This window comes from Acidaminococcales bacterium (genome assembly GCA_031290885.1).
In the GTDB taxonomy this organism is placed as follows: Bacteria; Bacillota; Negativicutes; order Acidaminococcales; family JAISLQ01; genus JAISLQ01.
Window position 1 is genome coordinate 1 of the sequence record JAISLQ010000031.1, and the last position, 19865, is coordinate 19865.

The following is a 19865-nucleotide window of genomic DNA, read 5'->3' on the forward strand; positions in this document are numbered from 1 at the left end:
AAGGCAAGAACAGCCTGGTCGACCTCAAAGTGGAAGGCTACACCGGCAAGCGCGAAGGCGTGGGCTTCGCCGCGCAGTTCAAATGGTTCTTCTAAAGGCGGGCGCTGCCTGAACCTTTCTTGGCTGGCCCGGCTTGCTTTGCGGGGCAGGACGAAACGCGCCGCCCCCTTTAAAGAAGCAAAGCCCGCCGGCACAGAAAACTCGCGGACGGCGAAGATTTTGCGCATCCTTTTTCATTTGCAATAACCGAACCGCGCGGGCGCCCCGCGCAGGCAAAACCCCCTGCCCGGGCAGGGGGTTTTCATGGCCTTCATAAAGGCCGGCCGGACATCGCGACCGCCGCCGCCTCAACCGGCGGCGGAAACGGAGAGGGAAAGGGGCGCGGACGGGGAAAACAAATCAGCCCCCGGCATGGGGAGCCGTTGCGGTCGCGCCGCTTTTTTTACAAAGGGCTTGCAAAAAGTCAAAAAGTCAAATATAATATTGCTGAAGGTTCCCAGAAAAAATTGCCGGTTTTCAGCAAGGGGTAGATTATGGGAAACAGCCTGGCGGATTTCATTGAAAAACGCATTTTGGGCAAATTCGCCGAAGCCCGGGAACGCCATATATTGATGCGGCGCAACGACTTGGCGGTCGAGTTGTCTTGCGCGCCGTCGCAGATAAGTTATGTTTTGAATACGCGCTTTACGCCGGAACGCGGTTTCCTGGTCAAATCGAGACGGGGAGCCGGCGGCTTTGTGCGCATTATTCAGGTAACGGCAAAATTTGGCGGCGAGCAGGAAAAAGAGCGCGCGGACGCGGCGGAGGTATTGGAACGGCTGCTGAGCCGAAAAGTCATCAGCGGCCGCGAATACGCGCTGCTCAAGCATTTTATGGAAGTGAGCGCGCCCGGCCTTGATAGCGGCGGGCAGCTCGCTTTGCTGGACTCGGCCTTGAAGCGCATAGGGGCCGATTGCCGGGAGGCCGGTATTTCATGGGGGTGTTTATAGTGCTGTGCGAAAGGTGCAAAAATAAACAAGCGACGGTTTATATAACAAAATTGATAAACGGGCGCAAGACGGAACACATGCTGTGCATCGACTGCGCCAGGAAAGAGGGCGCCTTGCCGGAAGGCCTGGAGGCGGGCCCGGTGTCGGTGGACAGCCTTTTGAAAGGCTTTTTTGGCGCGCCCCAGGTCCCGGCGCCCGGCCATCAGGCGGCGGGCGCGGCCTGCCCCGTTTGCGGCATGGACATGCCCAAACTGGCCGAATGCGGCCGCTTTGGCTGCAACGAGTGCTATAAGGTGTTCGGCGACGCGGCGCTGCGCATCATAAAGCATATTCACGGCCGCAAACGGCATATCGGCAAAATACCGACGCGCGTTGGCGGCGCTTTCAGCCTGAGAAGGAAAATAGCCGATTTGCGCGCCAAATTGGAAGCGCACGTGGCGCGGGAGGAATATGAGGAAGCCGCCAAACTGCGCGACGGGATAAAGCAGCTCGAAAAGGATCTGATAGGCGCGCGGGAGGTTAAAGATGACGTTAAGTAGAATTTTGCATCAGCGCCCTTCCTGGCTGGCGGAGGGCAGGGAAGCGGACGTGGTGCTGTCCTGCCGCGTGCGCCTGGCGCGAAACATAATGGGAGTGCCTTTCCCGGCCCAGGCCGGCGAGGGCGCGCTGGCGGCGGTCATGCGCGTCGCCGGCGAGGCGGTGGGCGAGTTGTCCCGGCGGCTTGAGCGGACGTTCACTTGGATTGAACTTGAAAAAATGACGGAAATCGACCGGATAGTGCTTGTCGAGAAACACCTGATCAGCCCGCTGCAAGCCGGCAAGCCGCAAATGCGCGCGGCGATTGTCAGCGACGACGGGGCGATCAGCGTGATGGTCAACGAAGAAGATCATTTCCGCATCCAGGTGATGATGCCGGGGCTCGGTTTGGAAAACGTCCTGAAAATTGCCGATCAGGTGGACGATGTGCTGGAAGAAGGCGCGAATTTTGCCTTTGATGAAAAATTCGGCTATCTTACCGCCTGCCCGACCAACATAGGGACCGCCCTGCGGGCGACCGCCATGCTGCACATGCCGGGGCTGGCCATGGCGAAAGAGGTCAACAACATGGCCCTGGCGGCCGCCCGCGTCGGCTTGATCGTGCGCGGCATGTACGGCGAGGGCAGCGAAGTGCTGGGCGACATCTTCCAAGTTTCCAATCAGCTGGCCATGGGCTACAGCGAGTCGGAACTCGTGGAAAGCATGACCAACATGGTGGAGCAGATAGCGTCCCGGGAACGGTTGGCCAGGGGGCAGCTTATGGAAAAACACCGGGCGGCCGTCGAGGACATGGCCTGGCGCGCCTACGGCACCTTGTCATGCGCGCGCCTTTTGGAAAACGCCGAAGCCATGAGCCTCTACAGCAGGGCGCTTTTGGGCATTGACCTTAATATTTTGAAAATACCCAAGGAAATTATTTACCAATTGATGGTGGACACCAGGGAAGGGCATATATTGAGAGCGGCCGGGGCGTGCGAGGAGCCTTGCGGCAAGGAGGAACTCCGGGCAAAAATAGTAAGGGGCCGCCTGGCGGAGGTTGGATTGAAATGATGGACAGGTTTACGGCCCGCGCCCGCCGCGTGTTGGCGCTGGCCAGGCAGGAAGCGGCTAATTTCAAACATGCTTATATCGGGACGGAGCATCTTTTGCTGGCCTTGTTTTTTGACGGCGCCAGTTTGTCGGCGCAGTTTTTGCGCGGGCTGGGGGTAAACGAGGAGAGCCTGCGCGGCCGCGTGGCGCAGATGTTCCCCGCGCAGGCCGCGGGCATGGGCGAGGCGGCCTACGACCCGAGCGCCAAGCGCGCGATTGAAACGGCGGTCGCGGAAGCGTCGGGCATGGGCAGGGATTATGTGGGCACGGAGCATATGCTTTTGGGCCTTTTGGCGGACGGGGAAAGCCACGCCGCGCAAGTTCTGCAAAGCGTGGGCGTGGACATCGAGGCGGCGCGCCGCGGCATATACGAGGCGCTCGGCGCCCCCGCGCAGGCCGAGCAGCAGGCGAGAGGCGAGGGCGCAAAGACTTTTGACATGGAGAAGTTGAAAGAATTTGGCCGCAACCTTAACGAATTGGCGAAAGCCGGAAAAATCGACCCGGTGATCGGCCGGCAAAAGGAAATAGAAAGGGTCATCCAGATACTTTGCCGCCGGACGAAGAACAATCCGGTCCTGATCGGCGAGCCGGGCGTCGGGAAAACGGCGATCGCCGAAGGGCTGGCGCAGCGCATCATCGAAAACCAGGCGCCGGAGCTTTTGCGCGGCAAACAGGTTTTCTCCCTGGAGATGGGCTCTTTGGTCGCGGGGACGAAATATCGCGGCGAATTTGAGGAACGGCTGAAAGTCCTCATTGAAACTATAAAGCAAGACAAAAACATCATTCTTTTCATCGACGAGATGCACACCCTGATCGGCGCGGGCGCGGCCGAAGGCGCCGTGGACGCGGCGAACATTTTAAAGCCCGCCCTCTCGCGCGGCGAGATACAGGCGATTGGCGCGACCACGCTGGACGAATATAAAAAGCACGTGGAGAAAGACGCCGCCCTGGAGCGCCGCTTTCAGCCCGTGCTGGTGAGCGTGCCCAACTTGGAGGATTCCCTGGCCATCCTGAAAGGGCTGCGCGGCCGCTACGAGTCTTTCCACAAGGCGCGCATTGAGGACGACGCGCTCGCCGCGGCGGTCAGGCTTTCTGACCGCTATATAAATGACCGCAACCTGCCCGACAAGGCGATTGACCTTATGGACGAGGCGTGTTCGCGGGTGCGGCTTAGGGCCTTTTCCCTGCCGGCCGCCCTCAAAGAGCTTGAGGAGACGATCGCGCGTCTGAAGGCCGACAAGGAAAAGGCGATCGCCGGGCAGGATTTTGAGCGCGCGGCCAAGCTGCGCGACGAGGAAAAAGAGTTGACCGCCGAGCTGCATGAACAGCAAATAGAATGGAAAAACAGGCAGGCCAGCAACGTGGTCGTTACCGGCGACGACATTGCCGAAGTGGTGTCTTCCTGGACGGGCATACCGGCCAGCCGCATCACCCAGAGCGAAGCGGAGCGGCTGCTGGATCTGGAAGCGCAGCTGCACAAACGGGTAATCGGCCAGCACGAGGCGGTATCGGCCGTCGCCAGGGCGGTCCGGCGCGCGCGTTCCGGCCTGCACGATCCCCGGCGGCCGGTAGGGTCGTTTCTTTTCCTGGGGCCGACCGGCGTGGGAAAAACGGAGCTGGCGCGCGCGCTGGCCGAGGCGATGTTTGGCGACGAGAACGCCATGATCCGGTTCGATATGTCCGAATATATGGAAAAGCACACGGTTTCGCGGCTGGTCGGCGCGCCGCCCGGCTACGTCGGCTATGACGAGGGCGGGCAGTTGATCGACGCGGTGCGCCGCCGGCCTTACTGCGTCATTCTTTTGGATGAAATGGAAAAGGCGCATTCGGATGTTTTCAACATATTGCTGCAAGCGCTCGACGATGGGCGCATGACCGACGGGCAGGGAAGGGTAGCCGATTTTAAGAACGCCGTCATAATTATGACCAGCAACGTAGGATCGACTTATCTTGCCCGCCAGGCCGACCAGCGGCCGCTGGGTTTTTCCGCCGGCGATCGCCGGGAATTTGACGAAAAGGCCGCCAAGCAAAAGGTGCTGGAAGAAGTGCGGCGCGCTTTCAGGCCGGAATTTATCAACAGGCTGGATGAAATGGTGGTGTTTAATTCCCTGTCCGGGACGGAGCTTGACCAGATAGTCGACATATTGCTGGAAGACGTAACCCGGCGCGCCAAAAACAACGGCCTGGAGCTTGCGATAACTTCCGCCGGCAAGGCGGCCATACTCAAAAACGGGCAGGACCGGCGCTACGGCGCGCGCCCGCTCAAAAGGGCCATACAGCGCATGGTGGAAGACGGGGTGTCGGAAGCCTTCCTGAAAGGCGAAGTAAAGGCGGGCGACTGCGTGCTTTTGGATTCGCCGGACGGGGAAACTGTTACCGTCGGCAAAAAGGCCGCCGTGGTCAAGGCTGATGGCCAGGCTTAAAATAAACTATACCTGCCAAAGCTGCGGCTATATAAGCGCGAAGTGGCTTGGGCGCTGCCCCGAATGCGAGAGCTGGAACAGCCTGGTGGAGGAGGCGGCGCTGCCTTGCGCCGCGCCGCCGGTATACCGGCACGGCAAGCCGCAGGCGATAAACGAAATTGCCTTGCCCGGCACGGCGCGCCTGCCAACCGGCATCGGCGAATTTGACCGCGTGCTCGGCGGCGGGCTGGTCGAGGGTTCCCTCCTGCTTTTGGGGGGCGACCCGGGCATAGGCAAGTCGACACTGCTCCTTGACGTGGGCATGAAATTTTCGCAAAAGGGCAAAAAAGTGCTTTATGTTTCCGGCGAGGAGTCGGCCGCCCAGACAAAAATGCGCGCCCAAAGGCTGGGGCGGGCGGCGGACAGCCTCTGGATCATGACGGAAACCGACATAGACGGCATTTTGGCGCAGGCCGAAGCGGCGGCGCCTTCCCTTTTGGTGATCGACTCCATACAGACCATGTACAGCGCCCAACTGCCGACGGCCGCCGGCAGCGTCGGCCAGATCCGGGAATGTACCGGGAAGCTCTTGCGCTTTGCCAAGGAAAAGAACGTGGCCGTGGCGATTATCGGCCATGTGACGAAAGACGGCGCGATCGCCGGGCCGCGCCTGCTCGAACACATGGTGGACGTCGTTTTGCAGTTTGAGGGCGAGCGTGTATACGCTTTCCGCGTACTGCGCGCCTTGAAGAACCGTTTCGGCACAACGAGCGAGACGGGGATATTTTCCATGGAAGAACATGGGCTGGCCGAGATCGTCAACCCGGCGGGGCTTTTTTTGAAAGACCGCGCAACGGGCGGCGCGCCCGGTTCGGCGATCTGCGCCTGCATGGAAGGGACAAGGCCGGTGCTGGTGGAAGTGCAGGCTTTGGCCGCGCCCACGCCTTACGGCATGCCGCGGCGCACTTCGGTCGGCTTTGATTACAACCGGGTCAATATGCTGCTGGCCGTTTTGGAAAAACGGCTGGGTTTTGAATTTGGCGTTCAGGACGCTTATGTCAATGTCGTGGGCGGATTCAAGGTGAACGAGCCGGCGGCTGATTTGGCGGTGGCGGCCGCCCTTGTTTCCAGTTTGCGCAACCAGCCCCTTGACGCGAGGGCCCTGCTGATCGGCGAAATGGGGCTTACCGGCGAAATAAGGCGGGTCAGCCATGTCGCCCGCCGGATAAAGGAAGCGGCCAGCCTCGGCTTTGAACGCTTCATTGTGCCCTCCGGCGGCGACAGCCGGGAACTGCGCGCCAAATACGGCGGGATCGTCGCGGCGTCTACCTTGCGCGAGGCCTTGCGGGAGATTGGGATAGGCTGAAGCATACTGGTGCCGCCGGGAAAGTGCCCGGCCGGCCTAAATGGAGCCTGTTGACGCTGCCGCTTAACGCCCGTCTTTGGGCGAATTTTTCGCCGTGCTTTGCCCTAAAGCCTCGCCGAACTGCGGGTTCGCCCGCGTTTTGCGCCGCGCATAGCGAAAAATTCGCCCAAAACTTGAAAAATTCGCTATTGTTACAAGGCCCTGGAAAATCCGGCACAAATAAAAAATGAGGAGGCTTTCAGAAAATGAGAAAATTGTCCATCGCGTTTTTGCTATTTGCCGCAGCCTTGCTGTCCGCCGCCTGCGGCGGCCAGAAGGCGGCCCCGCCCGCCAAGGTGGAAACAAAAAAAATGACCATCGGCCTTTTGCGCCTGACCAGTTCCGCGCCTTTGTTTATCGGCATGGACAAAGGGTTTTTTAAAGAACAGGGAATTGAGCTTACGGCCAAATGGTTCGACGCCGCCCAGCCGATCGCCGTCGCGACCGCGTCCAATCAGGTGGACGTAGGCGCGACCGGCATCACCGCCAGCCTTTTCAACATGATCGGCAGCGGCCAGAAACTGACCATCGTCGCCGACAAAGGGCGCGAGGAGAAGGGCTACCCCTCATCGACTTTGGTCGTTGTCAAAAAGCTCCACGACCAGGGCGTTACCACGCTGGAACAGTTGAAAGGCAAAAAAATCGGCATTACCCAGAAAGGATCTACCTTCCAGTACATGATCGGCCGTATGCTGGAGGCCAAGGGCATGTCGGCAAACGACGTCGAGATCGTGCCGCTCGGGCAGCTCGGCTCCATCCTGTCCAGCCTGCGGAGCGGGCAGATCGACGCCGCCATCTTAAATGAGCCCAACCCGACCAAAGCGGAAAAAGCCGGTTACGCCAAATCCATACTGCCGGTTGCCAACGTCATAGATTATCAGACGTCAGGCATTTTCTATTCGCCCAACCTTAACAAGGACGAGGAGCTGGCGGTAAGGTTCATGAAGGCTTACATCAAATGCTGCAATTATTATTACGATGCCGTGCTGGCCAGAAAAGACGGCAAACCCGCGCCCGGGGCAAATTATGACGAGGTCATAAAAATAATCGCCAACTACACCAACATGCCGGTCGAAGACATCAAAATCGGCATCCCCTATATCGACCGCAACGGCCGCCTGCTGGCAAGCGACATAGACACGCAGATCAAGTGGTACAGCAAGCATAAACTGCTGGAGAAGCCGGTTGAAGCCAAAGAGGCCGTAAACACCACGTTTTTTGACAAGGCCCTGGCAAAGTAAGCGTTTTGCAATGAAAGTCGTGATAGAGAAAGTCAGCAAAATTTACGTCAACCACCGAGGCGAGAAGCTGCCGGTTCTTTCGGATGTTTCGCTCACCGTCCACCCGGAGGAGTTCGTCGTGCTGGTCGGGCCTTCCGGGTGCGGCAAGTCAACTCTTTTGAATATGGTGGGCGAATTGCTGAGCCCCACGGCGGGGGAAATATATTTCACCGGCCTTCCCGATGGCCGTCCGCCGCTGGTCGGCGTGGTTTTTCAGGAGATCGGCCTTTTCCCTTGGCGTTCGGTCTATGAAAACATCGCTTTCGGCATGGAGGAAATCAACCTTCCGGATAGCGAGAAAAAGCGCCGCATCGCCTATTATACCGATATGGTCGGACTCGGTGGCTTTGAGCGGGCGTACCCCAACCAGCTTTCCGGCGGCATGAGGCAGCGGGTAGGCATCGCGCGGGCTTTGGCCATACAGCCTGACCTATTGCTGATGGATGAGCCGTTTTCCGCGTTGGACGCGCAAACCCGCACGATCATGCAGGAAGAGCTCCTGGCGATCTGGGAAAAAACCCGCCTCAGCACTTTGTACGTTACCCATAACATCGCCGAGGCCGTATACCTTGCCGACCGGATAGTGGTGTTGTCCCGCCGCCCCGGCCGCGTGATCAAAATACTTTCCATCGGGATGCCGCGCGCGGAACGTACCCTGCCGGAAAACGCCGCCGTTTTTAGCGCCTGGACGGACGATATATGGAAAAGCATAAAAAATGACGCGCTGGAAGCTTTGCGGGAGGTGGACGCCAATGATTGAGGGATACCGCCGGCCGGCGGCGAACCGGCTGGCGTTCCTCGACGTGAAATATCCGCCGTGGCTGTCCGCCGCCTCGCTTGCCGCCGCCTTCGCCGTTTGGGAAGCAATCGCCCGCGCCGGGTTTGTGTCGGAGCTTTTTCTGCCCGCCCCTTCCGGCGTGCTGCGGGAAGGTTTGGAAATGTTGCAAAGCGGCGAGATTTTTGCCAATCTCGCCGCCAGTTTGTACCGCATCCTTATGGGCTATGCCATAGGATGCGCTTTTGGGCTTGCCGCCGGCCTGGTTACGGGCATGTCCAAACTCGCCGACATTACCGGGACGCCCATCATTTACGCTCTTTATCCTGTCCCCAAAATTGCGCTCCTGCCGCTGATCATCCTCTGGCTGGGCATAGGCGAAATCTCAAAAATCACGGTCATCGCCTTGGGCGTTTTTTTTCCGGTGGCCATCAACACCTGGGCGGGCGTAAAAAACGTTGACCCGCTTTTTGTCAAAGTGGCGGCCAGCTTTCGCGCCACGCGGTTTAGCCTCGTGCGCAAAGTCATATTGCCGGGCGCCTTGCCGACAATCTTTGCCGGCCTCAAGCTGTCCGCCGGCACTTCTTTGCTCATGCTGGTCGCCGCCGAGATGATCGCCGCCCAGGAAGGCATCGGCGCGATGATCCTTCATTACGGCGACCTTATGCTGACCACCAAACTTATGGTGGGGGTAATCATTTTGTCCCTGCTCGGGCTGGTTTTCACCAATTCCCTGCAATTTTTGGAGAAAAAGATCGTCCCCTGGAAATAAAGCGGCCGGAAATGTTCGGCCAGGCAAAAATTTTTCTTGACAAGCGCAGGATAGTGGGATAGAATGTCCTTAAAACATATATGATTTATATGCTTAATATGAATTAAGGTGGAGGCGATGACATGGCGAAAATAGCAAAAGGGCTTACGGACCTCATTGGGAAAACCCCGCTTTTGCAGTTGGACGGATACGCCAAAAAGGAAAATTTGGCGGCGAACATCATAGGCAAGCTGGAGTATTACAATCCGGCGGGCAGCGTAAAGGATCGCATTGCCAAATCCATGATTGAGGACGCGGAAAAAAGCGGCAAATTAAAGCCCGACTCGGTCATAATCGAGCCGACCAGCGGCAACACCGGCATCGGGCTGGCTTCGGTGGCGGCCGCCCGCGGCTACCGCATTATCCTGACCATGCCGGAGACGATGAGCATTGAGCGGCGCCGGCTGCTCAACGCCTACGGCGCGGAGCTTGTTTTGACCGAAGGTGCCAAGGGCATGAAAGGGGCGATTGAGCGCGCGGCGCAATTAGCGGCGGAAACGCCCAACTCCTTTGTCCCGGGACAGTTTGTCAACCCGGCCAACCCGGCGATCCACAAGACGACGACCGGCCCGGAAATATGGGAGGACACCGACGGCAAAGTGGACGTGTTTGTCTCCGGCATCGGCACGGGCGGCACGATCACGGGCGCGGGCGAATATTTGCGGGAGAAAAACCCCAAAATAAAGATTGTCGCCGTGGAACCTTTCGACTCGCCCGTATTGTCCGAAGGCAAGGCCGGCCCACATAAAATACAGGGCATTGGGCCGGGCTTTGTGCCGGAAATCCTCAATACCGGCGTTTACGACGAGATCATTAAGGTGCGCAACGAGGACGCCTACAAAGCCAGCCGGACGGTAGCCAAAACCGAAGGCCTCCTGGTGGGCATCTCCTCCGGCGCGGCGCTTTGGGCGGCGGCCGAAGTGGCAAGGCGGCCTGAATACAAAGGCAAGAACATTGTGGCCATCCTTCCCGACACAGGCGAACGCTACCTGTCCACGGAACTGTTCGGAGAATAAGCCGGCGCGGCATTGGCGCAACGCGAATGTCCAAGCTGAATGCAAAAAAATAAAGGCGGGCGGCGGCAAAACAATTGCCGCCGCCCGCCTTTTTGCGCAAAAGGCCACCGTCCGGGCGGTTTTTTTGTTTGCGGCCGATTTTTCGTCCTGCTTTGACCCAAAGGCGCGCCGAATTACGGGTTGGCCTGCGTTTTGCGCCGCGCTCTGTCAGCGGTACGAAAAGCTGAAAACCGAAACGCAAAACGTCGAGGCGCTCAAGCGTACCGCCGAGCAGATTGCGCGGTGCGGCAAGGCGGATATGGAGAGGGCGAAGGAGCGGAAGCGCGGGCATGAAATTAGAAGGCGAGACAGAAACAAGGGGAACGGCTTCCGCTCCCCTTGTTGTTCGCCAAACTTAACGGCCAGGCGGCTATAGATACTTATCAAGCACGGCGGATTTTGCAATTTTCAATTCGTCGAGCCGCGCCCGCAGTTGGGAGATTTCCGCTTCGCGCTTCTCAATCGCCGCAACGCATTCTCTCTGCTTTTCGAGCGGTGGAAGCGGTATTTTATACTCCAAAACCTTTGCTTTGTCCGCTCGCGGCATTTTTACGCCGCTGCCGATATGCTCCATCTCATAAGCGAAGAATTCATCGGAGGACAGATGGCAGAACACATATTTCGGCAGAGCCTTGTCCGTATCAATGCGAATAGCCAAAACATCATTTGAGCAACCGCCAACCCTATCGGCAAGCCACGCCTTTTTGAGATAGGGACGGATATTCGACAGAAGTATATCGCCCTTATCATAAGCAGTTACTTTTCCGCTAATTGGAACATAATTTGAATCCGTTCGTCCCTCGACATTTTGGAGCAAATTGTCAACGCCAATATAATTCGTGGCTGACAACTCCGAAAAATCTATTCTCGCCGTCACATACTCGGCAAAATCGGATAATTTCGTATTAGCTTCGCCGCTGTTTTTCATAAGTCCGGCTATACTATCCTTTGCGGTCGCAAAGCGAACACGGGTGTCTGTTTCCTCGCGTTCCAACGCCTCAAGCTCTGCGACTATTTGCCGCTGGATGCCAAGCGGAGGGAGTGGAATTTTGATGCCGGAAACCCGCTCTATATTTAGATTCTGAACTACCCCGCCAAGTGATTCGATCCTGAGTTGCTCTTGGACATTTGCGGAGCAGAGAATATAATACAGATATTCCTTGCTTATGTTAGTGGAAATTTCAGACAAAAGCAACCAGCCATCGTGGATACATCCAGAAATATTAAGTATATAAGGTCTGCCGGTACTCATTGAATTAGAAACGACCATATCGCCGACGGATACCGCTTTGGATTTCAATGCTCCTTCTTTTGTGATTTTTTCATTGGCACCATTGATATACTTATCTTCAATTGCCGCGTCGCCGATTTTTATCCAATTTACCCCACTGATATCGTTAGTCAAATACTTGCTGATAGGTCGGGGGGAAGCTCCTCTCGAAATACTTAAAAGATTACTAAGCGCAACAAGCGGATATCGGGAAACCATCTTCGTTTTCTTGCTCAAATTAACCCGCTTATCAAATTTTCTTGTGCCGTAGTCAAAGAAAGCGCACATACGGCCGTATGAAACGTGATTTGACACAGCTTCGCCAATCTCTGCGGCGGACTTGCCGAGGAAGGCATTGTAGATATAGCTGTTTACCTTTTGCGGGTTAAGTGGGTTGCCGCTTTCATCAAACAGTTTCGTGCCGGCAGGGAGCAGCTTTATGCCCTCATACCCGCGCCGCTCGCTGAACTCATAGCCCAAAAACGCCTTTTCGTCCTGCTTCTGACCGGACTTCACGACTACTACATTCTGCTCATATGTAAGCAGGAAGTACAGCATTTTTTCATCTTCCGATGTTATGCACCGCTTGCACACCCGCGATAAATAATCCGCAAAAAGATAGTGTGTTTGTATGCGTTCATTCGGGGTGTGACGCAGAAATGATTCAAAGTCAGTAATGGATATGCCATCATACTGGGCAGTTATAAATTTGGCAACATCGCTCAAAAACTCTTGGGATAAAAACTCCGTTCTGCCGCAAATAAAATTTTCGACGTCAATTTTTACCTTCTTGGTTATGTCGGCAGGCTTGACTTTTCTATCGGCAATGGCTTTGCCGTTTAATTTGTCAATTAAATATGCCTCAAGTTTAGCTTTTTCCTCAGAAATTATTTGGTCATAAACGAGCCGTCCATAATCTTTAACATAATCAGTCCATAACTCGTGAGACTGCATCGCCTTGCTCGGCATACCGCATACCAACGATTTATAATCGTCAAACGCCAAACCATCATAGACGTTTGCGACAAACTTCGAGTAGGCGCGCTCAATGCCCGCGACCGTAACGTCAAGCCCGTCCTGGAAAAATTTGCTTATGGCTTGCGTTATCTTCTCGTGGTCATTGTCGGGGCGGCGTTCAAGGAATAAGACAATGGTGTTTGTCCCCGTTTTCATAAACGTGCCGGAGCCAAGTTCGACAATAGATTTCACTTTGAAATACTTGAAAATTATTTCGCGTGTGCGCGAATAAATCCCACCGTTCGAGAACATCGAACTCGGCAAAATAACGCCTGCCCACCCTCCAACCTTAAGGAGTTGCTTCATGCGCTCGACGAACAGGCACTCAATCTCGGAACTGTTATTGGTTAGGCTGCCGTATAGGTCAAAAGACTCCTCGCCGTGTTTGAGTACAGTCTTAAATGCCTGTACGGAATACGGAGGGTTTGAAATAAGTATGTCAAACTGCCCGTTGTCCTTTTTGCTGCCGGACAAGGTGTTTCTAAGCTTGTCCCTATATTCCTCCGAGCGTTCAAAGTTATCGAGTCCATTGCCCCACACGATAGTGGCTTCGCCGTCGCCGTTAAAGAACGCGCTGACTTTCGCGGTCTTGACAAGGCGGTTATCGAAGTCAATCCCATAGACGTATTCCCTGGCCCACGAAAACTTAACGTCCCCGCGCCAAGAATTAAGCTTGCCGCGCACGCTCGGGGAAGCCTTTGCGACATCCGCGCACTCAATAATCGTCTGCATTTTAGACATAAACTCGGTAAGGAAATGTCCGCTTCCGCAGGCATAGTCAATGGCCGCGGGCAAAGGATCCGCTTCTTTGCCGTCAATCCTGCCTTGTACAAGCTCACGTAACGGCAAGGACGATATTATAAACCGCGCAATGGGTACGGGCGTAAAAAACTGCCCCGCCTCTTGTTTCATGCTCGTATTGAGCATTTTCTCGAAGAAGTTGCCCAAAAACTCGTGTTTTTGCTCATAGCGGAATTTATAATGTTGCAAAAGCTCCACTATTTCGCGCACAACCTTGGCGTTAAGCTGAAACGTCTTTTCGTCTTGCACTTCAACGAAAGCGAAGTTAGGGCTTTTCTTCAAACGCGTATCGCTGAACATATCCATTAGCTTTTTCTTGTGTGCTGTGTCGCCTATGCCAAGTTCTTGCAGGACTTTGTCTACATCGCTTTCGGAATGGTCGATAACGCGTATTTCAAGAAAACGCCACATGCCTTCTTTGTAAAGGTCGTTAAGCGTCATTTGCAGTTTCTCGTCCGACAGTCCATGCCAACACTGAAATTGCAGTTCATCGTCGGGATTTTTGTCTTCGTCAATGATTTTGCAGACAAAAAGATTAAGTAATTTATTGAACGCGTTCGGTTTGTCGGATATACCGTTATGGCGCAAAATCTCCATAATGTGGTTGTAAATTTTGCCGCTGTCGTCCGCTTTCATATTCTGCAACATTCCATAGGTCAGTCGCTTATGGACAATGTTGTAGGGCGCGGCATAACTTTCGAAGATGCCGTTGTCTTTGAAAAGTTTATTCCAATGTTCATAAATATCCTTGGTTTCGGATAACCTCGCCCATTCATCTTGCACGTCAACTATACTGTTGACGTATTGCGTTTTCCCATCCACTAAATGTGAAGCATACAAGCAAAGATAAGATGCGGCAGTTGCATTTTTGTAGTATGTAAATAACTGTCCGCCGTCTTTGAGCATCTTGTCACGTTCTTTGCTGTACTCAGTTCCCCACGTCTTGCACTCAATCATCAAAAACGGCTTGCCGCCGGAATGTTTCACCAAAATGTCGAGCTGTCCGGAATGTCCTCGCCCGGAAGGGTATACCTTTTCCAGTTCAATCGCGTTTGGCGCATAGCCTGTATCCAACAGGCGTACGACGCAATCCAATATAACGAAGTTTTCGGGATGGGAAAAGTTGCTCGTTGTGCCGTTCCCGATGACTATACGGAAATTTTCGTCTGCCGCGGTGTCAACATACTCAATACGTTCGTTGGCAACATCCACGCGAATAGTATATCCGTTGTGACGCGGGTACACTTTCTCGTAGACATCGCGCCTGCCGTCTGCCGGGGCGAAGTCCATTGCCAACACTATATTTCGCGGATCTATCGGCTGCCGCATAGTCGCCTCTCCCTACATGTGATATCATGTGCCGGACATTGAGCGGCTGGGCAAAGGTGGACACCTCATAGCTGAAAGCTGCTCCGAGCTATGATATCACATTCTTAACTGTTTGTCAATAGGCAAATTGGAAAGTTTTCAGAAAATTTTGATTGTAGTTTTCTCGGAGCTGGTATTGACAACAAAACGCGTGTTATATATTATATAGAAGTAAATGTATGTTAAAATATGTTAACGCATATCGGCGCATGTTAACAATATAGGCGCAAGAGAGGCGGCGGGGCGGCTTTTTCCCGCAGCGTCCGGCAACAGGCAACATAATTATAGAAAATGTTACCTGTTGCTTTTTTGTTTTTGCTGGCAAACACGGGGTTTCCCGCGTTTTTTTATTTTGCCCGCCGGAAATTGGCGCTTTCCCCTCCAAGCGCCCATCGGCTCTGTGGGCGGCTAACGGCCAAACTACAGGTAACATTTTCTATAATTCCGTTACTTATGGCAAAAAGCGATATTTGCCGCCCTTATGGGAAGCCGCAAATAAAAAATGCACACCAAAAGCGATTGGCGGTTTCCGGCAAGAATTTGACAAGGAGAAAACATAAATGTTGTTTACTAAACGGCTGTCAATAGTTCCTACAATGCGTTGTACGCTTCGGTGCAAACTGTGTTCAAACCATATGCCGAAATTCAAAAATCCCATTGACGCGACCATGGACGAGATGAGAAACGATATTGACGCCCTTTTTCTTATATTTGATCATATTGAGTGGCTGCAATTTGTCGGCGGGGAGATATTTTTGCACAATGCGTTGGCGGACACTTTAGAATATTGCAAAAAATACAAAGATAAATTTGATCTGCTTGTCATTGAAAGCAATGCAACTATTCTGCCGCGCGGCATGGATTTTGACGTCCTGGAAAGCTATGGCCCCAAGGTAAAAGTCATGATAAGCAATTATGGCAATCTGTCAAGGCAACTGGCCAAGTTCACAGAAGAACTCGATAAACGCAAAATTCAATATATCCTGAAAAGGTACTATGGCAATGAACAGCACTGCGGCGGATGGATAGACAATACGGCGCGCCGCGACTTATTGGAACCGGATAGCTTTGTTGCGCTTCGGTCCGCTTTATGCCCGCAGGTGAGGCTGGAAAATATGCATGTGTATCGCGGCAAGTTGCATAGATGTTCAAATTCATTGTTTTTATCGGAACTGGGCGTGTGCATTTTAAATGATCGCGACTATGTTGAATTGGAGCCGCGTATTTCATTGGCCGAGAAACGCGACATAATAAAATCGTTTTACGGCTATCCGCGAAAATCCTGCCATTATTGTACATGGAAGGATGCGGATAGTTTGTTGCGGCATCCGGCGGCGGAACAGCTAAACGAAGCTTTGTTCATCAGCAGTAAGTGAATGTTCGCCCCTTGACGCATTTTGCGCTTGATAGCCCGCGCTGGGGCCACTTGTGCGGCACGACCTGCCGGCAATGAAAATATACGAAATGCTTAAACGGAAAAGAGCGATAGATACCATGCCTAAAATAATTCTCTACACACATGCGTATAACGCGGAAAGGACGATTGGCCGCACAATTGACAGCGTCATCGCCCAAACGCATAACGACTGGGCCTACTATTGCCTTGACAATGGCTCAACTGACGACACAGGCATCATAATCGACGAATATGCCGCAAAAGATCCGCGCATAGTCGCTTTGCGCAACAAGGCAAACATACGAGGGGCATTGCGATTGCAAAAACATGACCAACAATTCGCGTTCTCGAGGCAATTTGATTACTTTGCCAATCTTGACGCCGACGATACTTATGAACCGGGCTTTTTCAGTGAAATGCTCATGTTCCTGACAAAACACAACCTCGAGATTGCCAGTTGCCGTTCAAACTTTGTTGACTATGCGACAGGAGATATAAATAACGAATATATACTTGAGCGCGACCTGTTGATTTCCGGCGAAGGTTTCGGAACCCTTTTCCCTGAATATTTCCGCTTCTTCGGGCAACTGTGGGGAAACCTGATTTCATGCGAATTGCTTCGCCGGGTAGACTACGATATGCTTGATAGCCATTTGGCGGCTTTTGACATGGCGCATTGCAGCGATAACGTGTACATGCTGTTTTTGCTGCGCTACGCCAAAAAGGCCGGCATACTTGCAAGGTTGCTGCATAACTATTACATAAGTCCCAACAGTTTTTCCCAATCGAACAATTTAGGGAAAAGGCTTGTCGACATGAAAAAAAGGCCTGAATTGTGCCGAATGTTTTTGCGTGAAAAAATAGGATATATTTCTGATGCGAACGACAATTATATAATTGACTTTACGAAGCGAGCGGTTGCCGAAGTACAAGCCTTCATGATAGGCGCAAAATCCGCTGACAACATAAGCCATTGAATGGCCGCCAATTTGTTTGGCGCCGCCAATGAGGACAAAATTAAGCATGCTGAGGAGAAACGGCTATGAAATATGGGCTTATCGTGGACTTTGGCGCTCCGTGCAGCAATTTCGGGGACTACGTGCAATCCGTTGCGATAGAGTTCCTATATCAGGAAATGGGGATTGCGCAAAGCCAAATCGTCAACATTACGCAAGCCGAACTGTCGGCATATGACGGCGAACAATTATTGCTTCCTTACAGCTATGTTTTGCATCTTTTCGTATTTCCCGGTTACGGGGCGGTTAGGCTTTCGCCTAAAATTACGCCTGTATTTTTGGGCGGCAGCTTTTCGTTCACGCAGTTCGGCGGCAGGTATCCATTGGACAAAGTTGCGGACGAACAAAACGGTTGGTTTGCTATGTTCAGGCGCGCCGCCCCGATTGGGTGCCGCGATGAGTTCACGCGCAAATTTTTGGCTGACCACGGTATAGCAGCTTACCTTCAGGGGTGCATCACCAACATATTTCCGCGCAGGGCAAACGGATGTTATAAGAAAACATTGCTCGTTGACCTGGCAAATGACGCATTGCCGCACATACCGGGCGAAATACTGGAAAATGCCGAAATATTAAGCAATTACGCGCCAAATTATGAATTGACAGTACAAGAAAACTATCGGCGCGTCAAAGAGCGCTACGATTATTACCGCGACAATGCCGCATTGGTAGTAACTTCGCGCTATCATGTAGCCCTGCCCTGCAACGCTATGGGCATTCCTTGCATATTTATTGAGCGCAAGGTCAATTACTACTCGAAAGATATACGATTGGATTCTTTGCACCCGTATATTCAATTTGTCAGCGGCGACGACTATTCCGGCGTTGACTGGCATCCGCAATGGCGCGATTTTCACGAGCTCAAAGCGTCAATTGTCGCGCTGTCTGCTGCGAGAATTCGCGAGGCATACACCCGCTTTATGGAAACGGGACGCATACGCCGTTTTTTTCAGCCGCGAATTGACGAATGGCTGCTTGCCGATGCGGGCGAAGCGGTCTATAAAACAAGGCTGCGCAAGTTTGTGCGCAAGCATCATGACAACGCGGCGGGACGCTTCTACATTTGGGGAGCGATAAAGCTGTTATGCGATGGGGACGGCGTCGTTTTGGCGAACATTGTCAGGGACGTCAACCCGAATTTGCAATTCGCGGGTTGGATTGATACGTTCAAGACGGGTTTGCTGGCGCAGCGCCCGATATTTCACCCAGATGATTTCACTTTGGCCGACAACGAATTCGTAGTAGTTGCGGCGGAAACTGCCGCCGCCGCCGCATTGGGGCGCTTTAGGCAAATGGGCCTGAATAGCGCCCAATACCTGATTCTTGCCAACACAATGGTTGGGCAACGCGATTTAGAGGATGAAAAAATCAGGCGGGGTATCCTGTGAAATACGGTTTGTTGATAGATTTCGGCGCGCCGCATTGCAATTTCGGCGATTATGTTCAGTCCGTTGCCATTGAGTATTTGTACGATCTGATGGGCATACCGTACAATGAAATTGTTAAGATTACGCAATCGGAACTCGCAACGTATGACGGCGAACAGTTGCTGCTTCCATACAATTATGTGCTTCATTTTCTCGTAAATCCGAAAGATGGCGGCGCGTTGCTGTCGGATAAAATAACGCCCGTATTCTTCGGCGCGAGCGTAGAGTTTGCTACATTGTTTGACGCGTTCCCGCTTTCTAATTTTACGGCCCCCGGCAATAAATGGCTTGAATTGTTCAGGCAGACAGCCCCGATTGGTTGCCGCGACGCGTTCACCTGCGATTTTTTGAACAAGATAGGGATATCGTCCTATTTGCAAGGGTGCATCACAAATATTTTGCCGCGCAGGCAGAGCGGGGAATACGGCAAAGTCCTTCTGATAGATTGCCCGAACGAGGTTTTGCCGCACATCCCGGACGACATCCTTTCCATAGCCGAAGCAATGAGCAACGCGGAACACATAGGCGATTTGACGGTTGAGGAAAATTACCAAAAGATTAAGCGGCGCTACGACTATTACCGCGACAACGCCGCGCTCATTGTAACTGCGCGTTATCATGTCGCAACGCCCTGCAACGCAATGGGCATTCCCACTATATTTGTAAAGCGCCCGTACGACAAGCACGTGAAAGATATTCGCCTGGATACGCTTAACCCGGGCATATCGCTCTACACGGGCGAAACATTGGACGCAATTGATTGGAAGCCCCAATATTGTGATTTCAATGAATACAAAACGGCGCTTATGCGATTGGCAATGGCCCGTATTGACGAAACGCGGGAACGGTTTACGCAAGGCGCCAAAATACGGCATTTATTTGCGGCCGGCAGAAAATAGTAGTTTAAAGCGTATCCATATCGCAATGCTTGCGGGTACGTTCAGGGCCTGTTGGCGCTGCCGCGCCCATCTTTGGGCGAATTTTCCGCCGCGCTTTGCCCTAAAGCCTCGCCGACCCTGCGGCTACGCCTGCGTTTTGCGCCGCGCCGCCGAAAAAGTCCAGCTTAAGGTAAAGCCTGTCTCTGTCGTCTTGCGTTATGCCCAGATATCGCTGGGTCGTCGCGAAAGAGCTATGGTTGTAAATGTTCATGAGCAGCGCCAAAGGGGCGTTTTCCCGCCAGGCGTGGTAACCGAAGGTCTTGCGCAGGGAATGCGGCGCGATGTTGCC

The 19865-nt window shown here is 53.5% G+C and carries 15 protein-coding genes; 13 read left to right on the forward strand and 2 right to left on the reverse strand.

The genetic code is table 11. The features are described from left to right. Positions 1 to 533 precede the first annotated feature (533 nt). The 9 genes from LBO03_03840 (at position 534) to cysK (ending at position 10304) form a co-directional block, all read left to right on the forward strand. Positions 534 to 989, forward strand: coding sequence for a CtsR family transcriptional regulator (locus LBO03_03840; GenBank protein ID MDR3348727.1), 456 nt, complete (start codon positions 534 to 536; stop codon positions 987 to 989). Further along, the gene (locus tag LBO03_03845) at positions 974 to 1528 is read left to right on the forward strand and encodes a UvrB/UvrC motif-containing protein (GenBank protein ID MDR3348728.1); all 555 of its coding nucleotides are present in this window, start codon (positions 974 to 976) and stop codon (positions 1526 to 1528) included. Before LBO03_03840 ends, LBO03_03845 begins: the two co-directional genes overlap by 16 nt. Next, positions 1515 to 2576, forward strand: coding sequence for a protein arginine kinase (locus LBO03_03850; protein MDR3348729.1), 1062 nt, complete (start codon positions 1515 to 1517; stop codon positions 2574 to 2576). The genes LBO03_03845 and LBO03_03850 overlap by 14 nt, the downstream gene beginning before the upstream one ends. Further along, a complete protein-coding gene (locus tag LBO03_03855; protein MDR3348730.1) occupies positions 2573 to 5038 on the forward strand; it encodes an ATP-dependent Clp protease ATP-binding subunit in 2466 nt (821 codons plus the stop codon). Before LBO03_03850 ends, LBO03_03855 begins: the two co-directional genes overlap by 4 nt. Next, complete coding sequence (gene radA, locus LBO03_03860; protein ID MDR3348731.1) at positions 5025 to 6383, forward strand: DNA repair protein RadA; 1359 nt, start codon at positions 5025 to 5027, stop codon at positions 6381 to 6383. The genes LBO03_03855 and radA overlap by 14 nt, the downstream gene beginning before the upstream one ends. A gap of 245 nt (positions 6384 to 6628) precedes the next feature. Continuing rightward, complete coding sequence (locus LBO03_03865; GenBank protein ID MDR3348732.1) at positions 6629 to 7663, forward strand: ABC transporter substrate-binding protein; 1035 nt, start codon at positions 6629 to 6631, stop codon at positions 7661 to 7663. Positions 7664 to 7673: 10 nt separating this feature from the next. Beyond that, positions 7674 to 8462, forward strand: a complete 789-nt coding sequence (locus LBO03_03870) for an ABC transporter ATP-binding protein (protein MDR3348733.1) — start codon at positions 7674 to 7676, stop codon at positions 8460 to 8462. Further along, entirely contained in the window at positions 8455 to 9249 is a 795-nt protein-coding gene (locus tag LBO03_03875) for an ABC transporter permease (protein ID MDR3348734.1), read from the forward strand. The genes LBO03_03870 and LBO03_03875 overlap by 8 nt, the downstream gene beginning before the upstream one ends. Before the next feature lie 122 nt (positions 9250 to 9371). Then, entirely contained in the window at positions 9372 to 10304 is a 933-nt protein-coding gene (cysK, locus tag LBO03_03880; GenBank protein MDR3348735.1) for a cysteine synthase A, read from the forward strand. A 409-nt stretch (positions 10305 to 10713) separates the two neighbouring features. On the opposite strand, the gene LBO03_03885 is transcribed toward cysK, so the two are convergent. Beyond that, positions 10714 to 14721: an N-6 DNA methylase gene (locus LBO03_03885; GenBank protein MDR3348736.1), complete on the reverse strand. Its 4008-nt coding sequence runs from the start codon at positions 14719 to 14721 to the stop codon at positions 10714 to 10716. A gap of 713 nt (positions 14722 to 15434) precedes the next feature. Between LBO03_03885 and LBO03_03890 the strand changes: the two genes are divergently transcribed. From LBO03_03890 to LBO03_03905, 4 genes are all read left to right on the forward strand, one after another. Beyond that, a complete protein-coding gene (locus LBO03_03890) occupies positions 15435 to 16175 on the forward strand; it encodes a hypothetical protein (GenBank protein ID MDR3348737.1) in 741 nt (246 codons plus the stop codon). A gap of 118 nt (positions 16176 to 16293) precedes the next feature. Continuing rightward, on the forward strand, positions 16294 to 17172 hold the full coding sequence (locus LBO03_03895) for a glycosyltransferase family 2 protein (protein ID MDR3348738.1): 879 nt from the start codon (positions 16294 to 16296) through the stop codon (positions 17170 to 17172). Between the two features lie 65 nt (positions 17173 to 17237). Next, positions 17238 to 18599 (forward strand): polysaccharide pyruvyl transferase family protein, encoded by a 1362-nt coding sequence (locus LBO03_03900; GenBank protein ID MDR3348739.1) that lies wholly within the window; start codon positions 17238 to 17240, stop codon positions 18597 to 18599. Beyond that, a complete protein-coding gene (locus LBO03_03905) occupies positions 18596 to 19537 on the forward strand; it encodes a polysaccharide pyruvyl transferase family protein (protein ID MDR3348740.1) in 942 nt (313 codons plus the stop codon). Before LBO03_03900 ends, LBO03_03905 begins: the two co-directional genes overlap by 4 nt. Before the next feature lie 100 nt (positions 19538 to 19637). Here LBO03_03905 and LBO03_03910 read toward each other — a convergent pair. Continuing rightward, a partial coding sequence (locus LBO03_03910) for a tyrosine-type recombinase/integrase (GenBank protein MDR3348741.1) occupies positions 19638 to 19865 on the reverse strand: 228 nt, incomplete at its 5' end.

Excerpts from the sequence above, each read along its gene's own strand:
- LBO03_03840 (MDR3348727.1), top strand. The coding sequence starts at position 534 with ATGGGAAACAGCCTGGCGGATTTCATTGAAAAACGCATTTTGGGCAAA.
- LBO03_03845 (MDR3348728.1), top strand. The coding sequence starts at position 974 with ATGGGGGTGTTTATAGTGCTGTGCGAAAGGTGCAAAAATAAACAAGCG.
- LBO03_03850 (MDR3348729.1), top strand. The coding sequence starts at position 1,515 with ATGACGTTAAGTAGAATTTTGCATCAGCGCCCTTCCTGGCTGGCGGAG.
- LBO03_03855 (MDR3348730.1), top strand. The coding sequence starts at position 2,573 with ATGATGGACAGGTTTACGGCCCGCGCCCGCCGCGTGTTGGCGCTGGCC.
- radA (MDR3348731.1), top strand. The coding sequence starts at position 5,025 with ATGGCCAGGCTTAAAATAAACTATACCTGCCAAAGCTGCGGCTATATA.
- LBO03_03865 (MDR3348732.1), top strand. The coding sequence starts at position 6,629 with ATGAGAAAATTGTCCATCGCGTTTTTGCTATTTGCCGCAGCCTTGCTG.
- LBO03_03870 (MDR3348733.1), top strand. The coding sequence starts at position 7,674 with ATGAAAGTCGTGATAGAGAAAGTCAGCAAAATTTACGTCAACCACCGA.
- LBO03_03875 (MDR3348734.1), top strand. The coding sequence starts at position 8,455 with ATGATTGAGGGATACCGCCGGCCGGCGGCGAACCGGCTGGCGTTCCTC.
- cysK (MDR3348735.1), top strand. The coding sequence starts at position 9,372 with ATGGCGAAAATAGCAAAAGGGCTTACGGACCTCATTGGGAAAACCCCG.
- LBO03_03885 (MDR3348736.1), bottom strand. The coding sequence starts at position 14,721 with ATGGACTTCGCCCCGGCAGACGGCAGGCGCGATGTCTACGAGAAAGTG.
- LBO03_03890 (MDR3348737.1), top strand. The coding sequence starts at position 15,435 with ATGCCGAAATTCAAAAATCCCATTGACGCGACCATGGACGAGATGAGA.
- LBO03_03895 (MDR3348738.1), top strand. The coding sequence starts at position 16,294 with ATGCCTAAAATAATTCTCTACACACATGCGTATAACGCGGAAAGGACG.
- LBO03_03900 (MDR3348739.1), top strand. The coding sequence starts at position 17,238 with ATGAAATATGGGCTTATCGTGGACTTTGGCGCTCCGTGCAGCAATTTC.